The following is a 25,159-nucleotide window of genomic DNA, read 5'->3' as shown; positions in this document are numbered from 1 at the left end:
ATGAGGTATGGAAACGTCGATGACAGCAGCGATAGGACCGGTCGTGTCTGGCTTCAAGCCTTCCTATGAGGTATGGAAACAGAATCTGCTCCGTGGGCAACGTCCAGTAAGACCAGCTTCAAGCCTTCCTATGAGGTATGGAAACTAGTCTTGATTTGATAGGCAATTTCCTCCCTACCCGCTTCAAGCCTTCCTATGAGGTATGGAAACGATGTACCACCACTGAAGAGCTTCTGGAGTATCTAGAGCTTCAAGCCTTCCTATGAGGTATGGAAACCTGCCTGTGCGAGGGTCCACACCACGGGGCCAGTTAGCTTCAAGCCTTCCTATGAGGTATGGAAACTTATGCTGGCGAGTGAGAGGGAATGCTTGCCATGCCGCTTCAAGCCTTCCTATGAGGTATGGAAACTTCTCGAACTCAGCCCACTGCGTGCCCTCGGAGACGCTTCAAGCCTTCCTATGAGGTATGGAAACTCCCGGGCAATCTCGATCACGGATGCCAGGCACTCCGCTTCAAGCCTTCCTATGAGGTATGGAAACCTTTGCCTGCTTCTGACGCTGTGCGTCGTCTCAAGCTTCAAGCCTTCCTATGAGGTATGGAAACGCTCGTCTCGGATGGCGGTGATGGCGGCCTTTCCCGCGCTTCAAGCCTTCCTATGAGGTATGGAAACTCGAGGACCTGGACAGCACCGCCACCGGGGCGGACGGCTTCAAGCCTTCCTATGAGGTATGGAAACTACATCTGGGCGACCTCGTGCATGAGGTCGCAGAACGCTTCAAGCCTTCCTATGAGGTATGGAAACATTTTCCAGTACCCTATCCCCGCCAAGGATACGATCCGCTTCAAGCCTTCCTATGAGGTATGGAAACCAGTAGTCGTCTACAACCAGTATGTCTCCGCCACGGCTTCAAGCCTTCCTATGAGGTATGGAAACTATACTCATCGTAAGGACACAGAAAGGAGGTGGCCGCTTCAAGCCTTCCTATGAGGTATGGAAACCAGTCATCACGAATAGGTCCTAGCGCAACCGCAACAGCTTCAAGCCTTCCTATGAGGTATGGAAACGAGGTACGGGTCTGAGACGAAGGCTACGACCCCGTTCGCTTCAAGCCTTCCTATGAGGTATGGAAACCGGCATGCAGTGACCATCCGGGGGGCGGAAGCGTTCGCTTCAAGCCTTCCTATGAGGTATGGAAACCCTACGCCCGAAGGTATGCGCTGGCGGCCATCGTGGGGCTTCAAGCCTTCCTATGAGGTATGGAAACCCTACCCCGTAGGCGCACACCAGCTCTGCCGCTCGCTTCAAGCCTTCCTATGAGGTATGGAAACACGTGGCTGACCGTCTCGACGACCTCGGACTACGAGCTTCAAGCCTTCCTATGAGGTATGGAAACACGATTCCACGAGCTTGCTCGTGGAGGCGCGGGTGGCTTCAAGCCTTCCTATGAGGTATGGAAACGCTACACCACCAAGGGCACCGAGACGGAGTCGTACTCGCTTCAAGCCTTCCTATGAGGTATGGAAACCGGTCTCCTACGTGCGGAGGCGAACCCGGTTCGTCCGCGCTTCAAGCCTTCCTATGAGGTATGGAAACTGAAGACGGGCGAGTGGAGTGCCACGACGCCCTGTGCGCTTCAAGCCTTCCTATGAGGTATGGAAACTGAGCAAGGGGCCGTCCCCGAAAGACTGGTTCCTCGCTTCAAGCCTTCCTATGAGGTATGGAAACGTGTGGCTCGGTTCGGCTTGGCGAGGGTGATGGGGCAGCTTCAAGCCTTCCTATGAGGTATGGAAACTGAGAGGATCGCCAGCGAGATCGAAGAAGAGATCGAGCTTCAAGCCTTCCTATGAGGTATGGAAACCTCAAGGAGAACACACCGGAGGGGCCGAACGTGGTTGCTTCAAGCCTTCCTATGAGGTATGGAAACCTTCGTCGTGGGGATGGACGATTCCATGAAAGGGAGCTTCAAGCCTTCCTATGAGGTATGGAAACCTTTCCAGTCCCGTGAAGGCGCTCAAGGGTGGAAAGCTTCAAGCCTTCCTATGAGGTATGGAAACGCGGGACTGTTTGGTCTACACGTGCAACCCCTTGGGCTTCAAGCCTTCCTATGAGGTATGGAAACGCTTCGTCGCCTGGTCCCTGGCCTCCGCAGCTCTGCGCTTCAAGCCTTCCTATGAGGTATGGAAACACAGAAGCGATCCCCCGCGATAGACTGTGCCCACCAAGCTTCAAGCCTTCCTATGAGGTATGGAAACTCAACGTAAAGTACGCCGGGTTCTTCCATAATATCGCTTCAAGCCTTCCTATGAGGTATGGAAACTCAAGGTGCCGCCTTGGCTCGAAGCCTCGGGACTGTGCTTCAAGCCTTCCTATGAGGTATGGAAACGCATCAACAGGGTCACACACCAATTAAGCCCCTGTGCTTCAAGCCTTCCTATGAGGTATGGAAACTGGGACACCGCGAGCCCGTGCGCGAACCCCGCTTTCGCTTCAAGCCTTCCTATGAGGTATGGAAACTACGGTCCGTCGAGGTCACACGATCAAGCGCGGGGTGGCTTCAAGCCTTCCTATGAGGTATGGAAACAGTGGTCCGGCCACCAGGCTGGGGGCTGTGCCCTCCGCTTCAAGCCTTCCTATGAGGTATGGAAACCTGGTGGAGTCTCGTGTAGATGAGGTCCTGGTCCGAGCTTCAAGCCTTCCTATGAGGTATGGAAACATTGGCGCTGGCATCATGGACATGGATACCAGGCCGCTTCAAGCCTTCCTATGAGGTATGGAAACTCGCCATGTGGAGGGAGGCACTGCGGGCAGACTACGCTTCAAGCCTTCCTATGAGGTATGGAAACGCTCTGGTGCTGGCCTTGGAGGACGTTCGATCCCTCGCTTCAAGCCTTCCTATGAGGTATGGAAACCCAACCCTCAATAAACTCCCCACGCACACCCACCCACGGCTTCAAGCCTTCCTATGAGGTATGGAAACCTCGGACCCAGTGCGCCGAGTAATCCACGTCCAGGCTTCAAGCCTTCCTATGAGGTATGGAAACATGGTCTTCCCAACGGTTCGGGCCATCATCACCGCCGCGCTTCAAGCCTTCCTATGAGGTATGGAAACTCAAGGGATCGCCTGGTGTCCCTTGTCACCCTTTGGCTTCAAGCCTTCCTATGAGGTATGGAAACGAGGCCCCGCGCCGCAGCGAGCGGAAGCGGCGGCCTTCGCTTCAAGCCTTCCTATGAGGTATGGAAACGCCGTGACGAGTCGATGGACGTGACCGGAGGTATGGTGGACCCCAATGTCAAGACCACGGGAGCGGCAAGGTTTGTTAAGGTCAGACCGCCATGGAACCCGGGGTGGTGAAGTGCACTTCCTGTGGAGTCCGGTAGCGCAGCGATGAATGAAGCCGTTGCTCGTTGTAGAACTTCATATACTCTCTAAGTCCCAACTTGAGCTCTCGAACCTCCTGGTAGTCGTTCAGGTAGAGCCATTCGTACTTCAAGGTCCTCCAGAAACGTTCCACGAAGATGTTGTCCAACGCTCGCCCTCGGCCATCCATGCTGATGCGGATCTCCCGGTCCTTCAGTGGCCCCAGGAAGGCCTTGCTGGTGAACTGGCTGCCCTGGTCGGTATTGAATATCTCCGGTGTCCCCTGGGACAGGGCCTCTTCCAGAGCTTCGATGCAGAAGGTCGCGTCCAGGGTGTTGGACAGTCCCCAGGACAGGACGTACCGGCTGTGCCAGTCGATCACCGCCACAAGGTACAGGAAGCCGCTGTTCATGGGAAGGTAGGTGATGTCCGTGCTCCATACCTGGTTCGGCCTGTCAATGGAGTGTTTTCGTCAACCGAAAATGCGCCCAGTGTGATCCTCGAAAAGGGACCCACCCCAATCCCCCTTGCCTGATGGATGCCGCCTAGGCGGTCATTGTCCTGGCGCTGCGCTGAGCAAACCGATAGGATTCCCCCCTGAAGACAAAGATGTGTGCGTGGTGGGTCAGGCGGTCCAGGAGGGCCTCCGTCAGGGTGGCGTCCCCGAAGACCTCGGCCCAACGGCCGAACTCCAGGTTTGTGGTGATGCAGACGCTCTTTCTCTCGTACCGCTCCGCAAAGAACTGGAACAGGGGGGCTCCTCCGGGACCCAGGCCCAGGTAACCCAGTTCGTCCACCACCACGAGGTCATACCGGTCGTAGGATTTGAGCACCCGGGGGAGGCGGTGTTCGTCCTGGGCCAGGAGCAGTTCCTGGGCCAGCGTCAGGGCAGTGGTGAACCGGACTGCGTAGCCTGCGGCGATGCAGGATGCGGCTACGCCAATGGCCACATGGGTCTTGCCGGTCCCCGAGTTCCCCAGGAGAACCAGGTTCTCCCGGCGACGAAGGAAGTCCCCCTGGGCCAAGGAGAGGATCTGCTCCTTCGGCAGGGAGGGAAGGCGCAGGAAGTCGTACTCCGAAAGGGTGCGGGCGTAGGGAAGCCTCGCTCCCTTCAGGAGGTTCTTCAGCCGTTTCTCCCGTCGGGAGGTCCGTTCCGCCTCCAGGCTTTCCTGGAGGTAGTCCTTGGGGTCGGTGGGGACGATGCCGTTTCGGTAGTGTCTCAGGACCCCGGGGAGTTTGAGGTCCCGGCAGAGGGTTTGGACGGCCGTGTCCCGGTCGTGGGTCGGTCCGCTCATGCCACCGCCTCCCCCAGCAAGGTGTCGTAGCGGCTCGGGTCGGGGGCGCAGCCGGCGGGCAACTCCGCCAGGGGATCCGGGACCGAGGCCTCCGGGACCACCGAGGGGGTTCGGTTCCACACCAGCTGACGAACCGTCTCTGCCGTGACCCGCTTGAGGGCAAGGGCCTCCTCCAGGGCTTCCGTGAGAACCTCCAGGGAATGGTCCCGGTGCAGCAGGAGGATGGCGCAGAACTCCCGATAGCCCTCCGGTTGAGCGCACAGGAGCGTTCGGGCCTTCTGCCAGGGTTCCGCCAAGCGCCGGAGAACCGCCGCGTTGCGCACCGCCCCCGGTTTGAACTGCAGCAACGGGAGAACGTGGACCAGCTCCATGGAAGCCTTCCCCTTCCCGGAAAGCCGGGGATGTTCCGCCAGGAGGGTGCCGTTACGGGAGATGCGGATCCGGTCCCAGGTGGTGGAGAGGTTCACCGCTTCCCCCTCGTGGCCCACGGGAACGGAGTAGACGTTTCCCTCGAACCGCACCAGAGATGTGGGGCTTACCACCGCAACGGTCTGAAGGGCGCACGGATGGGGCAGCGCCGGTAACGGCAGCAGACAGGTCGCTTCCTCGTCGAAGGAGGTCCCTCGGCTCCTGCGTTGCTTTTCGCACCACCGGGCCAGGCAGAGATTGAGTTCCTCCAGGGAGGGCAGATCCGGAACGGGAACCAGGACGTTCCTGCGGACAAACCCCACCAGGTGCTCCACCGCCCCCTTCTCGTGGCCGCTTCGAGGATTGCAGAAGACGCTCTCGAAGAGGTAGTGGCCGCGAAGGGCCGAGAACTGCCGGTTCTCCTCCCGGTGGGGTCCCTGGAGCACCTTGGTGACCGCCGACTTGAGGTTGTCGTAAACGCACTCCCTGGGAACCCCGCCGAAGAACTCGAAGGCCAGACGGTGCCCCGCCAGAAACGCCTCCAGCCCTTCGTCGGGGAAGGCGTAGACGAAGGGAGTTCCACTGCGACGAAGCCTCATGCAGAACAGATGCACCCGCGTCGATTCCCCTTCGAGACGCACCATCGCCTCCCCCCAATCCACCTGAGCCTGCTCTCCCGGGTCCGCCTCCAGGGGAAGGAACCCCTTCTTCGGAGCGATCTCTCTTTTCAGCTCCGCAACGACCTTGCGGATGATGGACTCGCTGCCCCCAAACCCCCTCTCCGTCACCAGCCGGTCGTACACCCGACGAGCCGTATGACGCTGCTTGCGGGGAGCCTGGAGGTCCTCCGTAAGCCAGGTCCGGATGACTTCCAGGTAGGGCCCCGTGACCGGACGCGGACGGGGCTCCTTGAGGGTGTAGGTGGGAACCTGCGAATCCTCCAACAGCCTGCGGACCGTCTTGCGGCACATCCCCAACTGCCGGGCGATCTTCCGGATGGACCAACCTTCCCGGAAGTGCTGCTTGCGGATATACTCCCTGTCAACCACCCCGTACATCTCCTCTCGTCCTCCCTGCGAACCGGAATGCCCGTTCCTTTCGCAGGATGATAGGGGAACATGTGCGGGGTGGGTGCCTTTTCGACGATCATTGGACCCCAAACTGGGGGGCTTTTAGATTACCGAATACAGTCCGGACCTTCACGAAGGCGGAAAACCCCAAGGACGGCAGCTCTCTGGCGGAACCTCGACGCCAGGCCCGGGGGCTTCGAAGACGCCTCCGCAGGAAAACCCAGCGTCTGGAGGACCTGCGCCGCCTTCTGGCAAAGGAGGGCGTCCTCTCCCTTTCGGACCTGGAGACCCTCTTCCGGGAAACCCCCGCGAAGGACCCCTACCAGCTTCGGGCCGAGGGACTGGACCGTCCCCTCTCCTTTCCCGAGTGGGTCCGGGTCCTCTACCACATCACCAAACACCGGGGCTTTCAATCCAACCGCAGAAACCCCGTGGAGGATGGGCAAGAAAGAAGCCGTCAGGAAGAGGAAGGAAAACTGCTCTCCGGCGTCGGAGAGAACGAACGCCTCCTTCGAGAAGGCGGCTACCGCACCGCCGGGGAAATGCTGGCCCGAGACCCCAAGTTCCAGGACCACCGACGCAACCGGGCGGGAGACTACAGCCACACCCTTTCCCGGTCCCTTCTCCTGGAGGAAGCCCGTCGGCTCTTCCAATCCCAGCGGACCCTGGGAAACCCCCACGCCTCCTCGAACCTGGAAGAAGCCTTCCTCCATCTCGTCGCCTTCCAGAACCCCTTCGCCTCGGGGGAAGACATCCGCAACAAGGCAGGCCACTGCAGCCTCGAACCGGATCAGATCCGGGCTCCCCGTCGCAGCGCCTCGGCGGAGACCTTCATGCTGCTCCAGAAAACCGGCAACCTTCGGCTGATCCACCGGCGCACCGGGGAAGAACGGCCTCTCACCGACAAGGAACGGGAACAGATCCACCTCCTGGCCTGGAAACAGGAGAAGGTCACCCACAAGACCCTTCGCCGGCACCTGGAGATCCCGGAGGAGTGGCTATTCACCGGGCTTCCCTACCACCGATCCGGCGACAAGGCGGAGGAGAAGCTCTTCGTCCACCTCGCGGGAATCCATGAAATCCGCAAGGCCCTGGATAAGGGCCCCGACCCTGCGGTCTGGGATACCCTCCGGTCCCGACGGGACCTGTTGGATTCCATCGCGGACACCCTCACCTTCTACAAAAACGAAGACGAAATCCTGCCCCGACTGGAGTCCCTGGGCCTTTCCCCCGAGAACGCCCGGGCCCTTGCTCCCCTCTCCTTCAGCGGCACAGCCCATCTTTCCCTCTCGGCTTTGGGGAAGCTTCTGCCCCACCTGGAGGAAGGGAAAAGCTACACCCAGGCCCGGGCCGACGCGGGCTACGCCGCCCCTCCCCCGGATCGCCACCCCAAGCTGCCCCCCCTGGAAGAGGCCGACTGGCGGAACCCCGTGGTGTTCCGCGCCCTGACCCAGACCCGCAAGGTGGTCAATGCCCTGGTGCGGCGCTACGGCCCCCCCTGGTGCATCCACCTGGAGACCGCCCGGGAACTCTCCCAGCCCGCCAAGGTCCGCCGCCGCATCGAAACGGAGCAGCAGGCCAACGAGAAGAAGAAGCAACAGGCGGAGCGGGAATTTCTGGACATCGTGGGGACCGCCCCGGGGCCGGGAGACCTGCTGAAGATGCGCCTCTGGAGGGAACAGGGCGGCTTCTGCCCCTACTGCGAGGAGTACCTGAATCCCACCAGGCTGGCGGAGCCGGGGTACGCGGAGATGGACCACATCCTCCCCTACAGCCGCAGTCTGGACAACGGGTGGCACAACCGGGTCCTGGTCCACGGAAAGGACAACCGGGACAAGGGCAACCGCACCCCCTTCGAGGCCTTCGGAGGAGACACGGCCCGATGGGACCGCCTGGTTGCCTGGGTCCAGGCGTCCCACCTCTCCGCCCCCAAGAAACGCAACCTGCTTCGGGAGGACTTCGGCGAAGAGGCGGAACGAGAGCTGAAGGACCGCAACCTCACGGACACCCGCTTCATCACCAAGACCGCCGCCACGCTTCTGCGAGATCGGCTGACCTTCCACCCCGAAGCCCCAAAGGACCCGGTGATGACCCTCAACGGACGGCTCACCGCCTTCCTCCGAAAGCAATGGGGGCTCCACAAAAACCGGAAGAACGGCGACCTCCACCACGCCCTGGACGCGGCGGTCCTGGCCGTCGCCAGCCGCTCCTTCGTCTATCGGCTCTCCAGCCACAACGCCGCCTGGGGCGAGCTTCCCCGGGGGCGGGAGGCGGAAAACGGGTTTTCCCTCCCCTACCCCGCCTTTCGTTCGGAGGTGCTGGCCCGGCTGTGCCCCACTCGGGAGGAGATCCTCCTGCGTCTGGACCAGGGGGGAGTGGGATACGACGAGGCCTTCCGGAACGGCCTTCGACCGGTCTTCGTCTCCCGCGCCCCTTCCCGACGCCTCCGGGGCAAGGCCCACATGGAAACACTGCGCAGTCCCAAGTGGAAGGATCACCCCGAAGGCCCCCGGACGGCCTCCCGGATTCCCCTGAAGGATCTGAACCTTGAGAAGCTGGAGAGGATGGTGGGGAAGGACCGGGACCGGAAGCTCTACGAAGCTCTTCGGGAACGTCTCGCAGCCTTCGGGGGCAACGGGAAGAAGGCCTTCGTCGCACCTTTCCGCAAGCCCTGTCGCTCCGGGGAGGGGCCCCTGGTCCGATCCCTTCGGATCTTCGATTCCGGTTACTCCGGAGTCGAACTCCGAGATGGGGGAGAAGTCTACGCCGTGGCAGACCATGAGTCCATGGTCCGGGTGGACGTGTACGCCAAGAAAAACCGGTTCTATCTGGTGCCGGTGTACGTGGCCGACGTGGCCCGAGGAATCGTGAAGAATCGGGCCATCGTGGCTCACAAATCAGAAGAAGAATGGGATCTGGTGGACGGGTCCTTCGATTTCCGGTTCAGCCTGTTTCCAGGGGATCTGGTGGAGATTGAAAAAAAGGATGGCGCTTACTTAGGGTATTACAAGTCTTGCCATCGAGGAGACGGACGGCTTCTACTGGACCGACACGATCGCATGCCCCGGGAAAGCGACTGCGGGACCTTCTACGTCTCCACACGGAAAGACGTGCTATCCATGAGCAAGTACCAGGTGGACCCCCTGGGGGAGATCCGCCTCGTGGGGAGCGAAAAGCCTCCCTTCGTCCTGTAGGCCATGGGCTGGCGCAGCGTCTTCATCGCGAACCCCGCCCGGCTTTCCACGGGAGGGGGACGCCTGCAGGTGGAGCAGGAAGGGGAAGCCGCCTCCGTCCCCCTGGAGGACCTGGGGGCTTTGGTACTGGAATCCCCCCAGGTGTCCCTCACGGTTCCCCTTCTTCGGGAGCTGGCGGAGAACCGGGTGCCCCTGTTCGTCTGCGACCGGCGTCATCTGCCCTGCGGGGTGCTGCTGCCTTTCCACGCCCACTGTCGTCAGGAGAAGGTCCTGCGCGCCCAGATGGGACTCTCCCGCCCCTTCGCCAAGAACTGCTGGCAGCGGGTGGTGCGGCGCAAGATCCTCAACCAGGCAGCCTGCCTGCGCTTTCTGGACCTCCCCGGTGCGGAGGAGCTGCACGCTCTGGCCTCCCAGGTGCGCTCCGGCGATCCGGACCAGCGGGAAGGGGTGGCGGCCCGGCTGTACTTCTCCCGTCTGATGCCGGGGCGGACCCGGGACGACCCCACCTCGCGGAACGCCGCCCTGGACTACGGCTACTCCGTGCTCCGGGGCGCCCTGGCCCGAAGTCTGGCGGCCCACGGATTCCTTCCCGCCCTGGGCATCCAACACCACAACGAACTGAATCCCTTCAACCTGGCGGACGACCTGCTGGAACTCTTCCGCCCCCAGGTGGACCTCTGGGTCTTCCGAAACGTCTCGGACGACGACCCCTTCTCCCCGGAGCATCGGGCATCCCTCGTGGGGCTTCTGCATCGACGCATGGAGATCCAGGGGGAACGACACACGATCCTTCGGGGAACGGAGCTGTGCGCGGAGGGCTTCGCCGCTGCCTGCCGGGAGAAGAACCCGGACCTGCTGGCCCTTCCTGCGCTGATTTCCCCGGATGGCTGAAGGGCGAGGAGGCCCGCGACTCCTGAGGCTGCTGGTGTTCTTCGACCTGCCCGTCACCACCCAGGAGGCCAAACGGAACTATGTGAGGTTCCGCCGTTTTCTCCTGGAGGACGGATACGACATGCTTCAGTTCTCGGTCTACTGCCGCATCGTCAACGGCGAGGATGCGGTGTCCAAGCATCTGGAGCGCCTGGCCCACAACCTGCCCCCCCAAGGGTCCGTCCGGTTCCTCCAGGTCACGGACCGACAGTACGCCCGCATGAAGCTGCTGGTGGGGGGACGCACCCGCCAGGAAAAGAAGGTCCCCGCCTGCCAGATGCTCCTGTTCTGACCTTATTTTTGAAGCGCCGAGAGGCCCTCAACCCGCTGGGGAAGAGGGCCTCTCGGCGGAACAGCATAGCATTTCGGAGTGCGGCAGGGAGCTATGACTTATACGACACCGGGGGTAGGTGGCCCCCTAGCATAGCATTTCGGAGTGCGGCAGGGAGCTATGACGGGAACATAGCATCAAACGCCCGGACTAGGAGCATAGCATTTCGGAGTGCGGCAGGGAGCTATGACGATTCTTTGTCTTTTGGCGGGGTTTTTCTAAGCATAGCATTTCGGAGTGCGGCAGGGAGCTATGACGCGGTATCGGTGGACACCACAACGGTCGTGAGCATAGCATTTCGGAGTGCGGCAGGGAGCTATGACGTAGGCGGCATTCGAGGGGCTGCGCCCCCGAGCATAGCATTTCGGAGTGCGGCAGGGAGCTATGACCGCCCGGCGCATGACATAAGCAAGGTTATAAGCATAGCATTTCGGAGTGCGGCAGGGAGCTATGACTTCAAGACGCCTTGGCCCGGTGACCCGAGGGTCAACATTCAGAAAGGCGAAGGCGGCAAAGCCAAAGGATACCAGGTCAAGCAGGTCATCAAGGCCCACCGATCGCCTACTGGAAGGCGAAGAAAGGAGCCCGTCATGAACGAAAACACGTCCCACTACATCTACCGGGTGGAGTGGTCCCAGGGAGACAACGAGTACGTCGGGCTCTGTTCCGAGTTCCCAAGCCTTTCTTGGCTGGAGAAGGACCCGCAGAAGGCTTTCAGCGGGATCATGGCCCTCGTCGCCGAGACGGTGGAGGACATGGAGCGCAACGGCGAGCCGATCCCCGAACCGCTATCGGATCGGGTCTATTCGGGCAAGATCCTTCTTCGGACCACTCCGGAGCTGCACCGCAAGCTGGCGGTCCAGGCGACGGAAGCCAAGGTCAGTCTCAACCGCTACCTGAATAGCCACCTGACTTCCGTTCTTCCCTGAGGCTCTGACAAACAGGAAGCCGCTTCCCGCCCTTCCCCGTTCACTGAAGCCGGAAGATCACGGGGACCCGGACGGAGGCGGTGACGCCCCGGGCGAAGCGCCAGCGTTTCAGGGCGTCCGCGGCGGCCTCGTCCAGGGCCCCGAAGCCGCTGGACCGTTCCACCCGAAGGGAGCGCACCGCTCCCCCCTCCACCTGGGCCACCAGCACCGTCGTGCCCTCCTGGCCCCGTCTGCGGCACGACGGGGGGTAGTCCGGCACCACGCGACGGAGCACCTCCACGCCCCGAACGTCCACCACCTCCGCGTCCTTCAGTCCTTCGCCTCCCGGAGCTGCGGCCTCTTCCCGAGGAGGGGGCGCTTCCTTCGTCCCGGAGCCCGAGGCGGGGGCGGCGTCCCCTCGAACCTCCTCCGCCTCCCCCGCTCCGGGGGGTTCGGCGGTCCGGGAAACGGGGCGGAGGGGGGCGACGGGAGCCGGAACGGGGGCGGCGGCACGGCGGGGGAGAGCCTGGGGCGGTTTGGGCGCCGCCGCCGGGGCGGGTGCCTTCCGGGGCTCCGGGGGGGCTGCCTGCGGCGCGGCCCGGGGCGTCCTGCGGGGGGGGGCCACGGGGGGCGGGGGAGCCGGGGCGAAGCGCAACACCAGCACCCGCTCCGGCGCCTCGGGGAGGGGGGCGGGACGCCACAGCCCCAGGGCCCCCATCAGGAGGGCGTGGATCCCCAGGCTGAGCAGCAGGGGCAGGGCGTAGGGCTTCATGGGGAGGGTCAGGGGGCCTTTCCGGTGCGGGTGAGGAGCCCCACGGCCCGGACTCCCTGGACCCGGAGGCCGTCCAGCAGCTCCGCCACCACCCCGTAGGGGGCCTTTCGGTCCCCCGCCAGGGCCACGGGGCGCCCCGTACCCGCCGCCTCGGCGGCCCGGCGCACCGCCTCCCCGGGGGCGACCGGGGTTCCTTCCGCCAGGATCGTCCCCTCCGGGGTCACGGTCAGGGTGAAGGGACGGTTCTGGGCCTCCTGGGCCGTCCCCCGGGGCAGGTCCACCGAGAGCCCCCCGCGGTCGAAGGTGGCCGCCAGGACGAAGAAGAGGATCAGCATGAAGAGGATGTCGATGAGGGGGGTGATGTCCAGGTCCGGGGAGGCCCGGCGGGAGGAGAAGCCCTTCATGCCCCGTTCCTTCGGGCCCCCCGGCCCAGGAGCTTCTCCCGCAGGAGGAAGTCAGCCCCCCGCTCCAGCCCCTCCTCCGCCCGCAGGATGCGGGAGACCAGGTAGGTGTGGGCCAGGACGATGGGCACCGCCACCACCAGCCCCGCCACGGTGGTGAGCAGGGCCTTCCAGATGCCCCCGGAGAGCACCAGCATGGGGGAAGCCATCCCCGCCGAGGGGAGGGCACGGAAGATCTCCACCATCCCCAGCACCGTCCCCAGAAGCCCCAGCAGGGGGGCCACCCGGGCCAGGGCGGAGAGGAGGGAAAGCCCCTTCTCCCAGCGAAACACCTCCCGACGCAGCTCCTGCTCCAGGAGGAGCTTCAGGGTCTCCGCCGGGGCGTCCCAGTGCCCCAGGGCGGCGGCGAAGATCCGATGGAGGGATCCGTCCCGGGAGGCGGCCAGGCGCAGGGCCTCTTCGGGGCTTTCCTCCCAGAGGGCGGTGCCGATGCCCTCCTCCAGGCGGACCGGGTCGGTGGAGGCCCGTCGGAAGAAGAGCAGCCGTTCCGCCACCACCGCCCCCGCGGCCACGGAAATTCCCAGGAGGACCCACATGATGGCCCCCCCGAGCCGCATGATCTCAAGCAACCCCACGCTCTCAGCTCCCTTCCGCCGTTCCCGGGGCCTCCCCCGGAAGGTGCCGTCGGAGTTCCCGCTCCAGGTCCTCCAGACGCCCAAAGACCCCCAGGTCCCGGTCCCCCTCCCGGAGCCGGAAGACCCCGTCCCGGGCCTCCAGGACCAGGGACGCATCCGGGTCCTGCCGCAGCTTCCACCGCTCCAGGGCCAGGGCGGCGCAGGCCTCCGCCCGCCCCTCTCCCCGCAGGGCCACGGCCCCCCGGAACTCCTCCTGGGGGACCCGATAGGTCCCCCGAAGGGGGTCGAAGCGCAGCCGAGGAGAAGAAAAGAGCCGTTCCAGGGTCCCGGCTAAGAGCAGGTCCTCCGGGATCCCCTCCTCCACCCGTCCTTCCTCCAGCACCCAGATGCGGTGGGCGAACCGAAGGGCCACGGAGATGTCGTGGAGGATCAGCAGGACCGTGGCCCCCCGGAGGCAGGTCTCCCGAAGGATGCGCAGCACCTCCGCCTTGTGCAGCAGGTCCGAGAAGGCCGTGGGCTCGTCCAGCAGCAGCAGCTCCGGTTCCTGGGCCAGGGCCCGGGCCACGAAGGCCCGCTGCCGCTCCCCGTCGCTCAAGGACACCACCCTCCGGTCCGCCAGCGCCTCCAGCTCCAGGGTCGTCAGGGCCTCTTCCACCGCCCGGCGGTCCCCCTCCCCCAACCGGCCCCGCCAGTCCGTGTGGGGGGTGCGCCCCAGGGACACCAGGTCCCGCACCGTCAGGTTCGGGGGGGCGTCCCGCTCCGGAAGCACCAGGCTCACGGATCGGGCGAAGTCCCGGGCTCCCAGGGTCCCCACGGGACGCCCCCGGAAGAGCACCTGCCCCTCCAGGGGGGGAAGCAGCCGGGCCAGGGTGCGCAGCAGGGTGCTCTTCCCCGCCCCGTTGCGCCCCACCAGGGCGGTGAGGGTCCCCGGGGCCAGGGCCAGGTTGAGCCCCGACGCCAGGGGTACGGTCCGCCCCCGCCCCAGCCGGTAGCCCACGGACAGGTCCCGCAGTTCCAGGATGGGGTCGTTCATCGTCGTCCTCCCCTTCCCCGGAGCACCACCCAGACCACCACCGGCGCCCCCAGGAGGGAGGTGACGGCGTTCACCGGCAGGGGCAGACCGCCCCCCAGCCCCCGGGAGGCCAGGTCCGCCCCCAGGGCCAGGAGGCTCCCGGCGGCGACGCAGGCGGGCAGGAGGACCCGGTGGTCCTCGGTGCGCAGCAGGGCCCGGCACAGGTGGGGGGTGGCGATGCCCAGGAAGGCCACGGGACCGCAGAAGGCGGTGACGCTCCCCGACAGGAGGGCGGCCACCACGATGAGCCCCCCCCGGAGGCGGCGCACCGGGACCCCCATGGTGGCGGCGTAGCGTTCCCCCAGGAGGAGGGCGTTCAGGGGCTTGGCCAGGGCGCAGGCCGCCAGAAGGGCGGGGAGGATGCCCAGGGCCATCACCCCCACCTGGGCCCCCGTGGTGCCGGAGAAGGTGCCGAAGCTCCAGGCCAGGTACCCGTGGGCCTGCTCCCCCGAGGAGAAATGCAGCAGCACCGTCACCAGGGACCCGGAGGCGTAGCCGAACATGAGCCCCAGGATGAGGAGCACCGTGTTGTTCTCCACCCGCCGGGAGACCAGCAGCACCACCAGGAGCACCGCCAGGGACCCGGCCCAGGAGGCCGCCGCCACCCCCCCCAGGGCCAGGAAGCGGGAGATCCCCGCCCCCAGGGAGTCCGCCGCCAAAAGCAGCAGGGCCACCCCCAGCCCCGCCCCGGAGTCCACCCCCAGGACGAAGGACCCCGCCAGGGGGTTCTCGAAGAGGGTCTGCATCAGCAGCCCCGAGGCGGCCAGGGCCGCCCCCGCCAGCAGGGCCGTGGCCGCCCGGGGGAGGCGGAAGGCCAGGACGATGCGGTCCTGGGGGTCCTGGACCCCCCAGGAGAGGAGCGCCCGCAGCACCCGCTCCGGCGGGATGGAGACGGAGCCCAGGAACAGGTCCGCCCCGAAGGCGACCAGGGCCGCCCCCGCCAGCAGCAGAAGCCAGAGGCCCCGGGGGAGGGCGTCCGCCCTCAAGGCTTCCCTACCGGGAGTCTGCGGTAGTAGGTGAACCGGTGCCCCGGGAAGCGCTCCGGGTGCAGCACCGCCGCCAGGTCCCCCAGGATCCGGTCGGGGCGCCAGACCCCGCTCTCGTAGTAGTCGTTGCCCCCTCCGGGCCGGGATCGGGCGTCGTTGTTGAAGACCCGACCGCCCCGGAAGGGAGCCAGCTGGGCCAGCCGGGGGTCGCTGCGGCGGATCTCCTCCAGGGAGCGCCAGAGACCGCACTGCACCCACACGTCCGCCTTCGAAGCCCGGGAGAAGACCGTCTCCGCCTCCACGGGCACGGAGCCCCGGCCGGGCAGGTCCTTCCAGAGGTAGTCCCCCCCCGCGTCCCCCACCAGGCGGGCCAGCCAGCTGTCCCGTCCCGCCACGTACCAGCTCCCCTGGAAGGGGGCTCCCGCCAGGGCCTTGGGCCGACCTTGAGCCCCCAGGGCCCGGGCGCGGATCGCCCCGTAGTCCAGAACCGTGCGGTCGTAGAAGGCCCGGGCCTGGGCCTCCCGACCCACCAGGGCTCCCACGGCCACCAGCCATTCCGCCATCCCCAGGGGGGTCGCCTCCAGGTACTCCGAGAGGAACACCACCGGGACCCCCAGGGAGGCGAGGCGCTCCGCCGTGGCCCTCTCCTGGGGCGTGTAGACGTAGGCCAGCACCACGTCGGGCTTCAGGGCCACGATGCGCTCCAGGTCCGCGTCGGGCCCCATGCCCCCTTCGGGTCCCACCTCCGTCACCCCCGCCAGCTCCTTCCCCGGATCGTAGAGGAACCGTTTGCCCCCCACCCCCACGATGCGGTCCGAGCAACCCAACAGGGAGAGGGCGCTCACCGCGGGGATGGTGAGGGCCACGATGCGCCGGGCGGGACACCGAAGCCGGGGGAGTCCGGCCAGGGCCGGAGGAACCGGGGCGGAGGGGTCCGGGGTCAGGACCCAGGCCAGCTCTTCCGTCGCCCCTCCCCAGGGGAGGCGGTTGTGCAGCACCGTCAGCCCCTCCTTCCGATCCAGGGAGAAGAGCCGGGCGTGGCGGGGGGCCTCCCCCTTCGGGGCTCCCCAGGCGGGAAGGCCTCCCGCAAGCAGCGCCGCCAGGCAGCACAGGAGAAGGGGGGCTCGAAATCGGCGCCGCCCCGGGTTCTGTGGGTCGTTCATGGATGTCTCGTCTCCTTCACCCCGGGACCTCGATCAGAAGGTCCACAGGTAGGATGCGTAGAAGGTGCGCCCCGGGTCGGGGTACCAGGCCAGCTCCGAGGGGCCGTAGGTGGGGAGGTTCTTCCGGTCCGAGGACTGGTCGAAGAGGTCCCGCACCCCCAGGGTGAGGACGCCCCCCTCCCGGAGGCTCCACTTGATCCCCAGCCCCACCGTGGTGAGGTCCTCGTAGGCCAGGTTGGCCCCCGCGTCCACCCAGTTCTCCCCCAGGTACTCCACCTCCAGGAAACCCCGGAGGCGGGGGAGCAGGTCCCCGTTGACCCGCAGGGTGGCGGCGTGTTTGGGCCGGTTGGGCAGGGGTTTCCCGTAGTTTCCCCCGGGGGTCCGGTTCTCCCCGTCCGTGTAGGTGTAGGCCAGGACGGCGTCCCAGGTGTCCCGGGCGTAGGTGGCCTCCACCTCCGCCCCCCGGACGAAGCTCTTGCCGATGTTGTCGTAGTACCCCACGTAGGGCCCCGCCATGACGAACTCGATGAGATCCTCCGCGTCCGCCTGGAAGTAGGACACGTCCAGGGTCGTCCGGCCCCCCGCGACCGTGCCGGACCAGCGGAGCCCCGCGTCCCACTGGACGGAGCGCTCCCACTCCAGGTCCGGCCGGGGAAGGATGAGGGCCCCGTCGCCGTAGCGCTCGTAGAGGTTCGGCGCCCGGTGGTACACCCCCCAGGAGGCGTGCCACCCCAGGGAGGAGGAGAAGCGCCCCTCCAGGGCCAGGCCGCCGGAGAGGTGGGACTCGTCGTCCACCCGGTTCCAGCGCAGGGTGGGGACCAGGACCGTCCCCCCGCCCAGGTCGATGCGGTCCTCCGCGGTGAGGTCCGTGGCGTTCTGGGTGTACTCCCCCCGCAGGCCGTAGCGGTCCACGTAGTCCCCCTTCACCGAGAGGGCCTCGTGGGCCAGGCGCATGCGCAGGTCCACCCGGTGCCCCTTCCAGGGGGTCAGGGTGGTCCCGCCGGAGAGGTCCCACAGGTCCGTGTCGTACTGGTTGCGGGTGGACCGGGGGGTGGGCAGGGTCCGGGGGTCCAGGGGATCGAAGAACTCCTTCTCCAGGCGACCGTAGGTCAGGTCCCAGCTCCAGGAGCCCCCTTCCCAGCTTCCCTCCTTCCCCGCGGCGAGGCGCAGCCGTCGCGTGTCCAGGTTGGACCCCGGCGGGTCCCCGGGGCGGTCGTTCCCCGAGGCCTTGCGGGGCAGGTCCTGGTCCCGACGGTAGGCCTCCGCGCGGAAGCGCCAGCCGTCGTCCCCCTGGTAGCGGAAGAGCAGGTTCCCCTCCGTCCAGTCGTTGTTCTGTCGGGTGGCGTCGTAGTCGTCCGAGGGATTCCAGGGGGTGCCGTTGTCGTTGTGGTAGGAGAAATCCCCCTGGGATCCGGAGAACCCGAAGGAGACCAGGTAGCGCCCGTCCCCCAGATCGTTGCCGTAGCGTCCCGAGAGTCCCCACTCACCGTAGGAGCCTCCCTGCACCAGGACGGACCCCTCCCGTCCCCGGGGACGCCGGGTGAGGATGGAGACCACCGCCCCCGCGCCGGAGACGCCGAACCGGGCGGGGATGGCCCCCCGGTACACCTCGATGCGCTCCACCGACTCCACCGGGAGGGTGGAGAGGTCCACCGCCGATTCCCCGGCGGAGTTCACCAGGGTCCCGTCCAGGTACACCGCCACCTGGGCGGCGGTGCTGCCCCGCACCAGGGCCACGGTGTAGTTGCCCCGACCCCGGAGGCGCACCACGTGCACCCCCGCGCTCTGCTCCAGCAGGTCCGCCACCGTCTTGGCCTCCCCCCGGACCTCCTCGGGCCGGAGGATGGTGACGCACCCCGGAGAAGCGGCCCCCTCCTCCGCCTCCAGACGGGTGTCCGTTACCGTCACCGGGGGCAGGTCCTCCCCCCGGGCGGGGGCGCCCAGAAATGCCAAGGCTCCTCCCAGAAGGAGGAGCCGGGCCCAGCGGGAGAGGGAGGCCGGGCGTTCCGCCCGGCCCCCCGGGTAGGAATCTAGCGCCGCCACCGCAAGGCCAGAAGGGGCAGCAGCAGGAACAGGGCGAAGGGGGAGAAGGCCGCAGCGGAGCAGCCGCCGCCGGACCCGCCGCCGCTTCCGCCGCCGGTGCGGGTCAGGGGCGCCACGGCGTAGGGCACGCCGCCCAGCTTCGCCTCATCGAACCGGCGCACCTCCGATCCCGAGAGACCGTAGAGCACCAGGGCCCCGTCGGCCTGCCCGGTGCCCCGGTGGGACACCCAGAAACGTCCCTGCTCCGGGTCTGCGGCGGCGTCGTTGATCCAGCCGGTGAAGCTGCCCCGCTCCGTCATGGCCGGGGCCAGAAGGGTGCAGGAGTAGACCTTGCAGGGGTTCGGAGCGGGCCAGGTCACGGGGCCGTTGAAGTACCCCGTCACGAAGAGCACCCCTCCCGCCACGCCGATCTGGTCGAAGGCGTACTGCCTGTCCGAAGCGGGTAGGTTTTCCGCCGTGGCGAAGGTCCCCACCGCCAAGGTGGAGGGCACCACCGTCTGGATGGAGGTGGCGGGCAGGGTCGCGGCGTTGCGGGTTCCGCCGACGCAGGCCACGTAGAACTTCCCTGTGATGGAAGAATAGGCCATGGTGGAGGGGTTGGGGTTCAGCTCCGCGCTTCCCTGAACCGTCAGGGCGGAGGGGTCCACCTTCACCAGGGAGCTGGGGAAGAAGGCGGGAGGCCAGGCCCCGTCCCGCCGCTCCACCAGGACGAAGAGGGCCCCGTCCACCAGGGCCACGTCCTTCACGTACTCCGACCCGTTGGCGGCGTTCTTGTCGTCCAGGTCCAGACTGGCCACCAGCTTGTACCGGTCGTTCATGTCGTGCTTCGTGAGGAAGGAGGACGTGCCGTCGTTGTAGTAGTTGGCACAGAACAGGTGCTGTCCCGAGGCGACGGCGCCGCAGATGTTGTGGCCCATGCGCAGGTTCGCCTCCGGGGCGGACCAGTTGGCGGGGTCGAAGACCGTCACCGTGTCCTCCCCCGCCCCGTAGTTCACCGGCTCCCGGTAGAGCACCTTCTCCGCCCCGTTCTTGCGGAAGACCAGCACCCCCGGGTCGCCCGCCACGGTGCCCACCTGCGTCAGGGCGTTCCCCGCGGCCACCCCCAGCCTCCCGGTGGTGAAGTCGCTGGTGGCGTAGACCGCGCTGTCCGCCTCCACGGCGAAGGCGCACCCCGCCAGCAGGACGATCCCCGCAGCGGCACCCCAGAGAACCCGTCCAAACCCCTTCCTCATGGTCCCTCTCCTCCGTTCCTCATCGCCTCCGGTCCCCCTCGGGACCGCCGCCGTCCTCGGGCGCAGAAGACACTCCTCCTCGGGAGGGAAGGGGTCCCTTTGGGGCGGAGTCCTTGGGCAATCAAAAGGACACCTTCCGCCCTCGAGGAAGGAGCCGTGGGGCCATCGGCGCAGTATCCGGACTTGGAATCCTCCTCCGTGCGGGCCTTCCAGGGGTCCCCCCGTGGCGATCGTCCGCACGTCGTCCTCCTTACCGTAGCGGGGCTGTGCCGGCTTTGCACCGGCTTCCTCCGCCGCGACCCTACGTATGGGGGCGCAGGTCGCGCCCTTGTGGACAAAACGCTAGCAGACCCGAAGGCTCCTGTCAAAAGGGGAACCATCGCGACAAAACAGGAAAAACGAAACACCCCCTTCGTCTCCCCCTGGGAGGCAACGTCCTTCGCGCCTCTTGCATTGCCTTTGCCCTGCCCCTGGTCCTGGGGTGCATCATGGAAGGCTGCCGCTGCAGGGAGGTGCTGCTCACTCCCCTGCTCAAGGGGGTACACTCCCCAGGGGACAGGGTCACCCTCGTCGCTTTCTCCTTTCTCTCGGGCGACCTGGTCCCGGGGCGGATGCTCAAGCCCCCGTGGCCCGGTCCGGGCTTTTCCCCATCCCCGAAAGACCTCCGCCCGATCCGGGCAGGAAGGGGTGTCTACCGTGAAAAAACGCATCTCCCCGTGTCTTCACATCCTCCGAAGGGACGAGGAGGTCCTCTCTCCCCGTTCCCAGCCTCCCTACGCCCCCTTCAAGGCGGCCTCCATCCGGGACTACCGGGCCGGGAAGATAGGCGACGACGTCCTGGCCTTCGCCAGGGGCTGGGCCTGACATGGCCGACCGACCCCTTCGCCTGGTCTTCCTCCCCTCCGGCGCCACTGCGGAGGGCATCCCGGGGGAACGGATCGACGACCTGGCCCTTCGGGCCGGCGTCCCCCTGGGGCACTCCTGCGGCGGCGTGGGGGTCTGCGGGAAGTGCCGCATCCGCCCGAAGGAGGGGGGCGCCTTCCTGAGCCCCCTATCGCCCACGGAGGAGCGGACCCTGTCCCCTGCGGATCGGGCATCGGGGGTCCGCCTGGCCTGCTGCGCCACGTTGCGCGGAAGCGGCGCCGTCCTGGTGCTGGACACCACCGAGGGGACGAACGAGAAGATCCTGGAGAACCTCGCCCCGCATACGACGCTCCCCTGGGACGACCCGCGCCCCGGCCTGGGGGTCTCCGTGGACCTGGGCACCACCACGGTGGCCTGCTGCCTCCTGGACCTGCAGGGACGAAAGCCCCTGGGGCTGCACTCCTTTCTGAACCCCCAGATCGTCTTCGGGGACGACGTCATCTCCCGGATTTCCGCCTCCACGGCCCATCCCCAGGGCCTGGAGGGGCTCCAGGGGGCCATCGTCCGCGGGCTGGACGACGCCCTCCGGGAGATGGCGGCGCAAAGCGGCGTCCCCCCTCGGGAGATCCGGGAAATCGTGGTGGCGGGAAACACGGTGATGGAGCACCTTCTCCTGGGGGTCTCCCCGGAGAGCATCGGGAAAAGCCCCTACGCCCCGGCCTTCCTCGCCCACGAGCCCGTTCGATCCGCATCCCTGGGGCTTCGGGCTCCCCACCCGGAGGCGCCGGTGCGGCTCATCCCCAACGTGGCGGGCTACGTGGGGGGGGACATCGTGGCGGGGACCACCGCGATGGAGATGGACGGGGAACTCCCCCTGCGGCTTCTCGTGGACATCGGCACCAACAACGAGATCGTGCTGGGCAACCGGGAGGCCCTGCACTGCTGCGCCACCGCGGCGGGTCCGGCCCTGGAGGGGGCGCGCATCCGGTGGGGCATGCGGGCCCAGCAGGGAGCGGTGGAAGGGGTGAGGCTCGCGCCGGAGGGACTGTGCCTGGATGTCATCGGAGGGGGGCGCCCCCAGGGGCTCTGCGGTTCCGGGCTGGTGGACGCCCTGGCGCTTCTGCTCCGGGAGGGCATCGTGGAGCGGAGCGGGCGGTTCGTTCCCCCGGAACGGTGCACCCACCCGCAGCTTCGGGAACGCCTCGCCCGGGACGAGAGGGGCATGACGATCTTCCTCCTGGGGGACCATCGGGAAGGGGTGGCGCTGACGCAAAAGGACGTCCGGGAGGTCCAGCTGGCCCTGGGGGCCATCCACACCGGCGTGGAGGTGCTGCTTGCGGAACGGGGCGTGACGCGGGAGGAGGTGGACGAGGTCCTGCTGGCGGGGGCTTTCGGGAACAACCTCCACGTCCCCAGCGCCATCGCCGTCGGCCTGGTCCCGGACGTCCCCCCGGAAAAGGTGCGAAGCGTCCAGAACACCTCCGGCCTGGGAGCCTGCCGCGCCCTCGCCTCGCGAAGCTTCTACGAGCGGACGACCCGGACGGCCCAAAGGATGCGCTACATCGAGCTTTCCCGCCTTCCGGACTTTCAGGAGCGCTTCGTCCGGGCCATGACGTTCTGAACCCCTGTCTGCGCAACACAATGGAGGTGAACCCATGAGACCCATGACCATCCACTTCTCTTCCGGGCGAAGCGACGATCCCCCCCGGGAGTTCCCGGGACTCCCCTTGGCCGTCGACCTCTCCCCCCTAAAGCGGCACTACCAGGCCCTCGGGAAGCGGCACGTCCCCAAGGTGGAAGCGTTCCGCCGATTCTGGGCCCAGGAGGGAGAAGGGCTCCTCGCCCCCAGGGCCAGCGTCGCGGGGATCGCCCCGGAGGAGGTGGTGGACGTGCTCCCCCGGGAGGTGACCGGAAGCGCGGGGACGCTGGTCCTGATGGTCTGGACCCTGGGGGACGGGCTGGAACGGGAGTGCGAACGCGTCATGAGCCAGCAGGGAAACGCCATGTGGGGACTGCTCCTGGACGTGGCGGGCTCCATCGCCCTCTACGACATGCACCGCCTGCTGCGGGAATGGGTCGGCTCCCCGGATCGCCCCTTCGGGGAAAACCGCGTCGTCGGGGAGTTCTACCCCGGCTCCGGGAACACCTCCCGCCCCCTCGTGGAGAGCGTCGAACGCCTGGGGAGGACGGCGGCCACCCTCGGGGCGGAAACCCGCGGCTCCGTCATGTTCCACCCCCGAAAGACCCAATACTCCTTCCTGTGCCTGGGGAAGGAGGGGGGGGCGTTTTTCGGAGGCCCCTCTCCCTGCAGCCCCTGCGCGGGAAGGCGGTGCCTGTACTACCAGCTGGGGGGGTGCCATCTGGGGCTTCAGATGGACTCCCGGGAGGCCGAATCGTGAGGGACCGCAAGTGCCGGGTCTTCCTCCTCTCGGGCTTTCTGGGAAGCGGCAAGACGACCCTGCTGTAGGCGCTGGATAATCCTTGAGGCCAGCGACCCCTGCTTCGCCACGCCGCAGGAGATTGCGGGCAGGAGGGAGGACGTCCCGAGGGTGGTCCGAGAAAATCGGGGCGGACGTCTGGAACGTGGACGTGTTCCAAAGCGTGCGGGAAATCCGCCGTGCCCTGGAGGCTCGCAGAGCACAGGAAAAGACACGGCCCCCCCGAAGAGAGGAGCCGTGTCCCTGAGCGCTTCCGCCGGAAGGGGGGAGGTCGAAAACCCTCCCCCCTTCCCTGCGCCTCCCTCGGCAGAGAAACGCTACTTGATCCGGTAGATCTTCTGGGGCACCGAGGCCTTGTCCAGGCCCAGCCGTCCCTTGCCCAGCACGTAGGTGTCCTGGTAGACCAGGACGAAGTTCCGGGTCTTCACCCCCGTGGCCACGTCGGTGTAGAGGCTGCCGTTCCAGGCGATGCCCGGAGAGACCGCGTCCAGGGCCTGCATGAGGTGCCGGAAGTTCCCCAGACGGGCCTTGCCCTCCACCACCCGCTTGCCGAACTCTCCCAGACCCGCGGTGATGGCGTACCCCGAGGCGTAGGGCCAGGTGGCCAGACGTCCCGAGCCGCCCCGGGCGGCCACCGCCTGCTCGATCTTCTTCAGGATGGCGGGGAAGTTGCCCTTCTGCTTGGACAGGTCGATGCCGAAAGCCCCGGGATACCCCTGCAGGGGAGAATCGGTCTGCACGTAGAAACCTCCCAGCTCGGCGATGCGCCGGAGCAGGGGCTCCACCTGGGCGTTGTTGGTGCTGAAGAACGCCGCCTTCTTGCCGTACTTGGCCAGCCACGCCGGGACTTTTTCCAGCACGTACTGCTGGGCCCCCGCCACCCCCACGTCGCTGGTGGGGTCCGGGGCGGTCTCGAAGACGAACTTCATCCCCAGGTCCTTGCAGGTCTGCTCCAGGATCTTCCGGCGCCGGGAGAGGAGTTCGTAGCTCATGTGCCGGGGGAAGGAGATGTGCACGTAGGTGTCCGCCCCCATCTTCTTCGCCGCCAGGACCATGATGTAGCCCATGGAGAGAAAGTCCTGGCTCACCGACAGGTCCGCAGCGCTGGCGATGACCGCCGGGTCCTCCTGAGCCTCCCCGGCGAAGCAGAGGATGTCCTTGCGCTTCTCCTTCACCCGCCGGAAGGCCTCGGTGGTCCCCGGGATGGCCTCGCTCACCACGATGACCTTCATCTTCGGATCATCCGCCAGCCCCACGATCTGGGCGATGGTGGTCTCCATCTCGGACATGAAGTTGTCCGGGTAGGTCACGTGCTTCACCATGCCCCCCTTGGAGACGTCTCCGTACTGGGCCAAAAGGCGCTCCGCCCCCCGGAGCACGTCCTCCCCCTGAGAGACCGTCCCCGTCACCACGCCGATGTGGAAGGGCGCCGCCGCCCAGGCGGGCAGGGCCCACAGAAGCAGCCCCGCCGCCAACCCGAGGATCCCCGTGCGAAGTTTCGTCATTCCTCTTTCCTCCTCTCGATGATCCCGGCTGTGCCGGTTTTTTTGTCGTATTGTCCCCCTATCGCTCAGCCGGCGACCCGGGCCAGCAGATCCTCCAACCCCTGTCTCAGGGCCTCACGGGTGGCCTCCTGGTCCCCCGTGAGGCGGCGCATCAGCTCGCCCCCGGGCAGGTAGAACAGCAGGGTGGGCACCCCCCGCAGGGACAGGCCCTGCATGATCCGCCGATCCTCCGCCCGGTTGTACTTGTAGAAGTCCAGCCGGTCTCCGTAGGACTCCCCCAGTTCCTCGAAGTAGGGCCCCAGGGCCACGCAGGGGGGACAGCAGGGGTCCCACACGTCCACCACCACGGGCCGCACCGGGGCCGCCGCCACCGTCTGCAGCCCCTCCCAGTCCAGTTCCCGCATTTCCTACACACCTCCCGTCTCGGATAGAGCCATGATGCGCCTCCCGGAGCTTCCCGTCCACCGATTCCCGTTTCCTCCCGCCCCGGAGCTCCCACCATGCGGGTAGAATGGGAACGCGAAACCCTCCCCGGAGGAGGAAACCAAAGGA

At 66.6% G+C, this 25,159-nt stretch carries 19 protein-coding genes, 1 pseudogene, 2 CRISPR repeat arrays and 1 riboswitch (1 of these 23 running past the window's edge); of the genes and pseudogenes, 7 read left to right on the top strand and 13 right to left on the bottom strand.

Translation table 11 applies throughout. The features are described from left to right. Nucleotides 1-3,244: direct repeats of the CRISPR family, unit length 30 nt; unit sequence GCTTCAAGCCTTCCTATGAGGTATGGAAAC; it reaches 1,595 nt to the left of the window's first position. 81 nt (nucleotides 3,245-3,325) lie between these two features. From APAU_RS01330 to istA, 3 genes and pseudogenes are all read right to left on the bottom strand, one after another. Continuing rightward, a pseudogene (locus APAU_RS01330) lies at nucleotides 3,326-3,832 on the bottom strand (IS3 family transposase); the annotation flags it as partial. A gap of 73 nt (nucleotides 3,833-3,905) precedes the next feature. Then, nucleotides 3,906-4,655, bottom strand: coding sequence for an IS21-like element helper ATPase IstB (istB, locus tag APAU_RS01325; protein WP_006299852.1), 750 nt, complete (start codon nucleotides 4,653-4,655; stop codon nucleotides 3,906-3,908). Next, nucleotides 4,652-6,121, bottom strand: coding sequence for an IS21 family transposase (gene istA / locus APAU_RS01320; RefSeq protein ID WP_006299851.1), 1,470 nt, complete (start codon nucleotides 6,119-6,121; stop codon nucleotides 4,652-4,654). Before istA ends, istB begins: the two co-directional genes overlap by 4 nt. A gap of 47 nt (nucleotides 6,122-6,168) precedes the next feature. Here istA and cas9 point away from each other — a divergent pair, with 47 nt between their 5' ends. The 4 genes from cas9 (at nucleotide 6,169) to APAU_RS01300 (ending at nucleotide 11,517) form a co-directional block, all read left to right on the top strand. Next, nucleotides 6,169-9,327 (top strand): type II CRISPR RNA-guided endonuclease Cas9, encoded by a 3,159-nt coding sequence (cas9, locus tag APAU_RS01315; RefSeq protein WP_006299850.1) that lies wholly within the window; start codon nucleotides 6,169-6,171, stop codon nucleotides 9,325-9,327. 3 nt (nucleotides 9,328-9,330) lie between these two features. Continuing rightward, nucleotides 9,331-10,218: a type II CRISPR-associated endonuclease Cas1 gene (cas1, locus tag APAU_RS01310; protein ID WP_006299849.1), complete on the top strand. Its 888-nt coding sequence runs from the start codon at nucleotides 9,331-9,333 to the stop codon at nucleotides 10,216-10,218. Beyond that, nucleotides 10,211-10,549: a CRISPR-associated endonuclease Cas2 gene (gene cas2 / locus APAU_RS01305; protein WP_198004024.1), complete on the top strand. Its 339-nt coding sequence runs from the start codon at nucleotides 10,211-10,213 to the stop codon at nucleotides 10,547-10,549. Before cas1 ends, cas2 begins: the two co-directional genes overlap by 8 nt. Before the next feature lie 62 nt (nucleotides 10,550-10,611). Then, nucleotides 10,612-11,044: direct repeats of the CRISPR family, unit length 37 nt; unit sequence AGCATAGCATTTCGGAGTGCGGCAGGGAGCTATGACG. A gap of 134 nt (nucleotides 11,045-11,178) precedes the next feature. Continuing rightward, entirely contained in the window at nucleotides 11,179-11,517 is a 339-nt protein-coding gene (locus APAU_RS01300) for a type II toxin-antitoxin system HicB family antitoxin (protein WP_006299847.1), read from the top strand. 40 nt (nucleotides 11,518-11,557) lie between these two features. On the opposite strand, the gene APAU_RS01295 is transcribed toward APAU_RS01300, so the two are convergent. From APAU_RS01295 to APAU_RS01260, 8 genes are all read right to left on the bottom strand, one after another. Further along, nucleotides 11,558-12,268, bottom strand: a complete 711-nt coding sequence (locus APAU_RS01295) for a TonB family protein (protein WP_006299846.1) — start codon at nucleotides 12,266-12,268, stop codon at nucleotides 11,558-11,560. 8 nt (nucleotides 12,269-12,276) lie between these two features. Further along, nucleotides 12,277-12,672 (bottom strand): ExbD/TolR family protein, encoded by a 396-nt coding sequence (locus APAU_RS01290; protein ID WP_006299845.1) that lies wholly within the window; start codon nucleotides 12,670-12,672, stop codon nucleotides 12,277-12,279. After that, on the bottom strand, nucleotides 12,669-13,304 hold the full coding sequence (locus tag APAU_RS01285) for a MotA/TolQ/ExbB proton channel family protein (RefSeq protein WP_006299844.1): 636 nt from the start codon (nucleotides 13,302-13,304) through the stop codon (nucleotides 12,669-12,671). Before APAU_RS01285 ends, APAU_RS01290 begins: the two co-directional genes overlap by 4 nt. A 4-nt stretch (nucleotides 13,305-13,308) precedes the next feature. Next, nucleotides 13,309-14,337, bottom strand: a complete 1,029-nt coding sequence (locus tag APAU_RS14475; protein WP_006299843.1) for an ABC transporter ATP-binding protein — start codon at nucleotides 14,335-14,337, stop codon at nucleotides 13,309-13,311. Continuing rightward, on the bottom strand, nucleotides 14,334-15,362 hold the full coding sequence (locus APAU_RS01275) for an iron ABC transporter permease (protein ID WP_006299842.1): 1,029 nt from the start codon (nucleotides 15,360-15,362) through the stop codon (nucleotides 14,334-14,336). Before APAU_RS01275 ends, APAU_RS14475 begins: the two co-directional genes overlap by 4 nt. Beyond that, nucleotides 15,359-16,525: an ABC transporter substrate-binding protein gene (locus tag APAU_RS01270; RefSeq protein WP_006299841.1), complete on the bottom strand. Its 1,167-nt coding sequence runs from the start codon at nucleotides 16,523-16,525 to the stop codon at nucleotides 15,359-15,361. Before APAU_RS01270 ends, APAU_RS01275 begins: the two co-directional genes overlap by 4 nt. Before the next feature lie 33 nt (nucleotides 16,526-16,558). Further along, nucleotides 16,559-18,478, bottom strand: coding sequence for a TonB-dependent receptor plug domain-containing protein (locus tag APAU_RS01265; RefSeq protein WP_040344802.1), 1,920 nt, complete (start codon nucleotides 18,476-18,478; stop codon nucleotides 16,559-16,561). Between the two features lie 77 nt (nucleotides 18,479-18,555). Then, nucleotides 18,556-19,800 carry a Synerg-CTERM sorting domain-containing protein gene (locus tag APAU_RS01260; protein ID WP_006299839.1) on the bottom strand — a complete coding sequence of 415 codons (1,245 nt, stop codon included), beginning with the start codon at nucleotides 19,798-19,800 and terminating at the stop codon, nucleotides 18,556-18,558. A gap of 172 nt (nucleotides 19,801-19,972) precedes the next feature. Further along, nucleotides 19,973-20,090, bottom strand: a riboswitch (cobalamin riboswitch). 406 nt (nucleotides 20,091-20,496) lie between these two features. Between APAU_RS01260 and APAU_RS13190 the strand changes: the two genes are divergently transcribed. Genes APAU_RS13190 through APAU_RS01250 form a run of 3 tightly spaced genes read left to right on the top strand, consistent with a single transcriptional unit; the run spans nucleotide 20,497 to nucleotide 23,063 of the window. Next, the gene (locus APAU_RS13190; protein ID WP_156789391.1) at nucleotides 20,497-20,664 is read left to right on the top strand and encodes a hypothetical protein; all 168 of its coding nucleotides are present in this window, start codon (nucleotides 20,497-20,499) and stop codon (nucleotides 20,662-20,664) included. Between the two features lies 1 nt (nucleotide 20,665). Next, nucleotides 20,666-22,285, top strand: coding sequence for an ASKHA domain-containing protein (locus APAU_RS01255; protein ID WP_006299837.1), 1,620 nt, complete (start codon nucleotides 20,666-20,668; stop codon nucleotides 22,283-22,285). 34 nt (nucleotides 22,286-22,319) lie between these two features. Further along, a complete protein-coding gene (locus tag APAU_RS01250) occupies nucleotides 22,320-23,063 on the top strand; it encodes a hypothetical protein (protein ID WP_006299836.1) in 744 nt (247 codons plus the stop codon). A gap of 356 nt (nucleotides 23,064-23,419) precedes the next feature. On the opposite strand, the gene APAU_RS01245 is transcribed toward APAU_RS01250, so the two are convergent. Continuing rightward, nucleotides 23,420-24,607 (bottom strand): DUF3798 domain-containing protein, encoded by a 1,188-nt coding sequence (locus APAU_RS01245; RefSeq protein WP_006299834.1) that lies wholly within the window; start codon nucleotides 24,605-24,607, stop codon nucleotides 23,420-23,422. Nucleotides 24,608-24,672: 65 nt separating this feature from the next. Further along, nucleotides 24,673-25,011, bottom strand: coding sequence for a thioredoxin family protein (locus APAU_RS01240; protein ID WP_006299833.1), 339 nt, complete (start codon nucleotides 25,009-25,011; stop codon nucleotides 24,673-24,675). Nucleotides 25,012-25,159 lie beyond the last annotated feature (148 nt).

It is taken from the genome of Aminomonas paucivorans DSM 12260, assembly GCF_000165795.1.
In the GTDB taxonomy this organism is placed as follows: Bacteria; Synergistota; Synergistia; order Synergistales; family Synergistaceae; genus Aminomonas; species Aminomonas paucivorans.
Note: the sequence above shows the minus strand (reverse complement) of the source record. Positions and strands in the feature narration are given on the sequence as shown.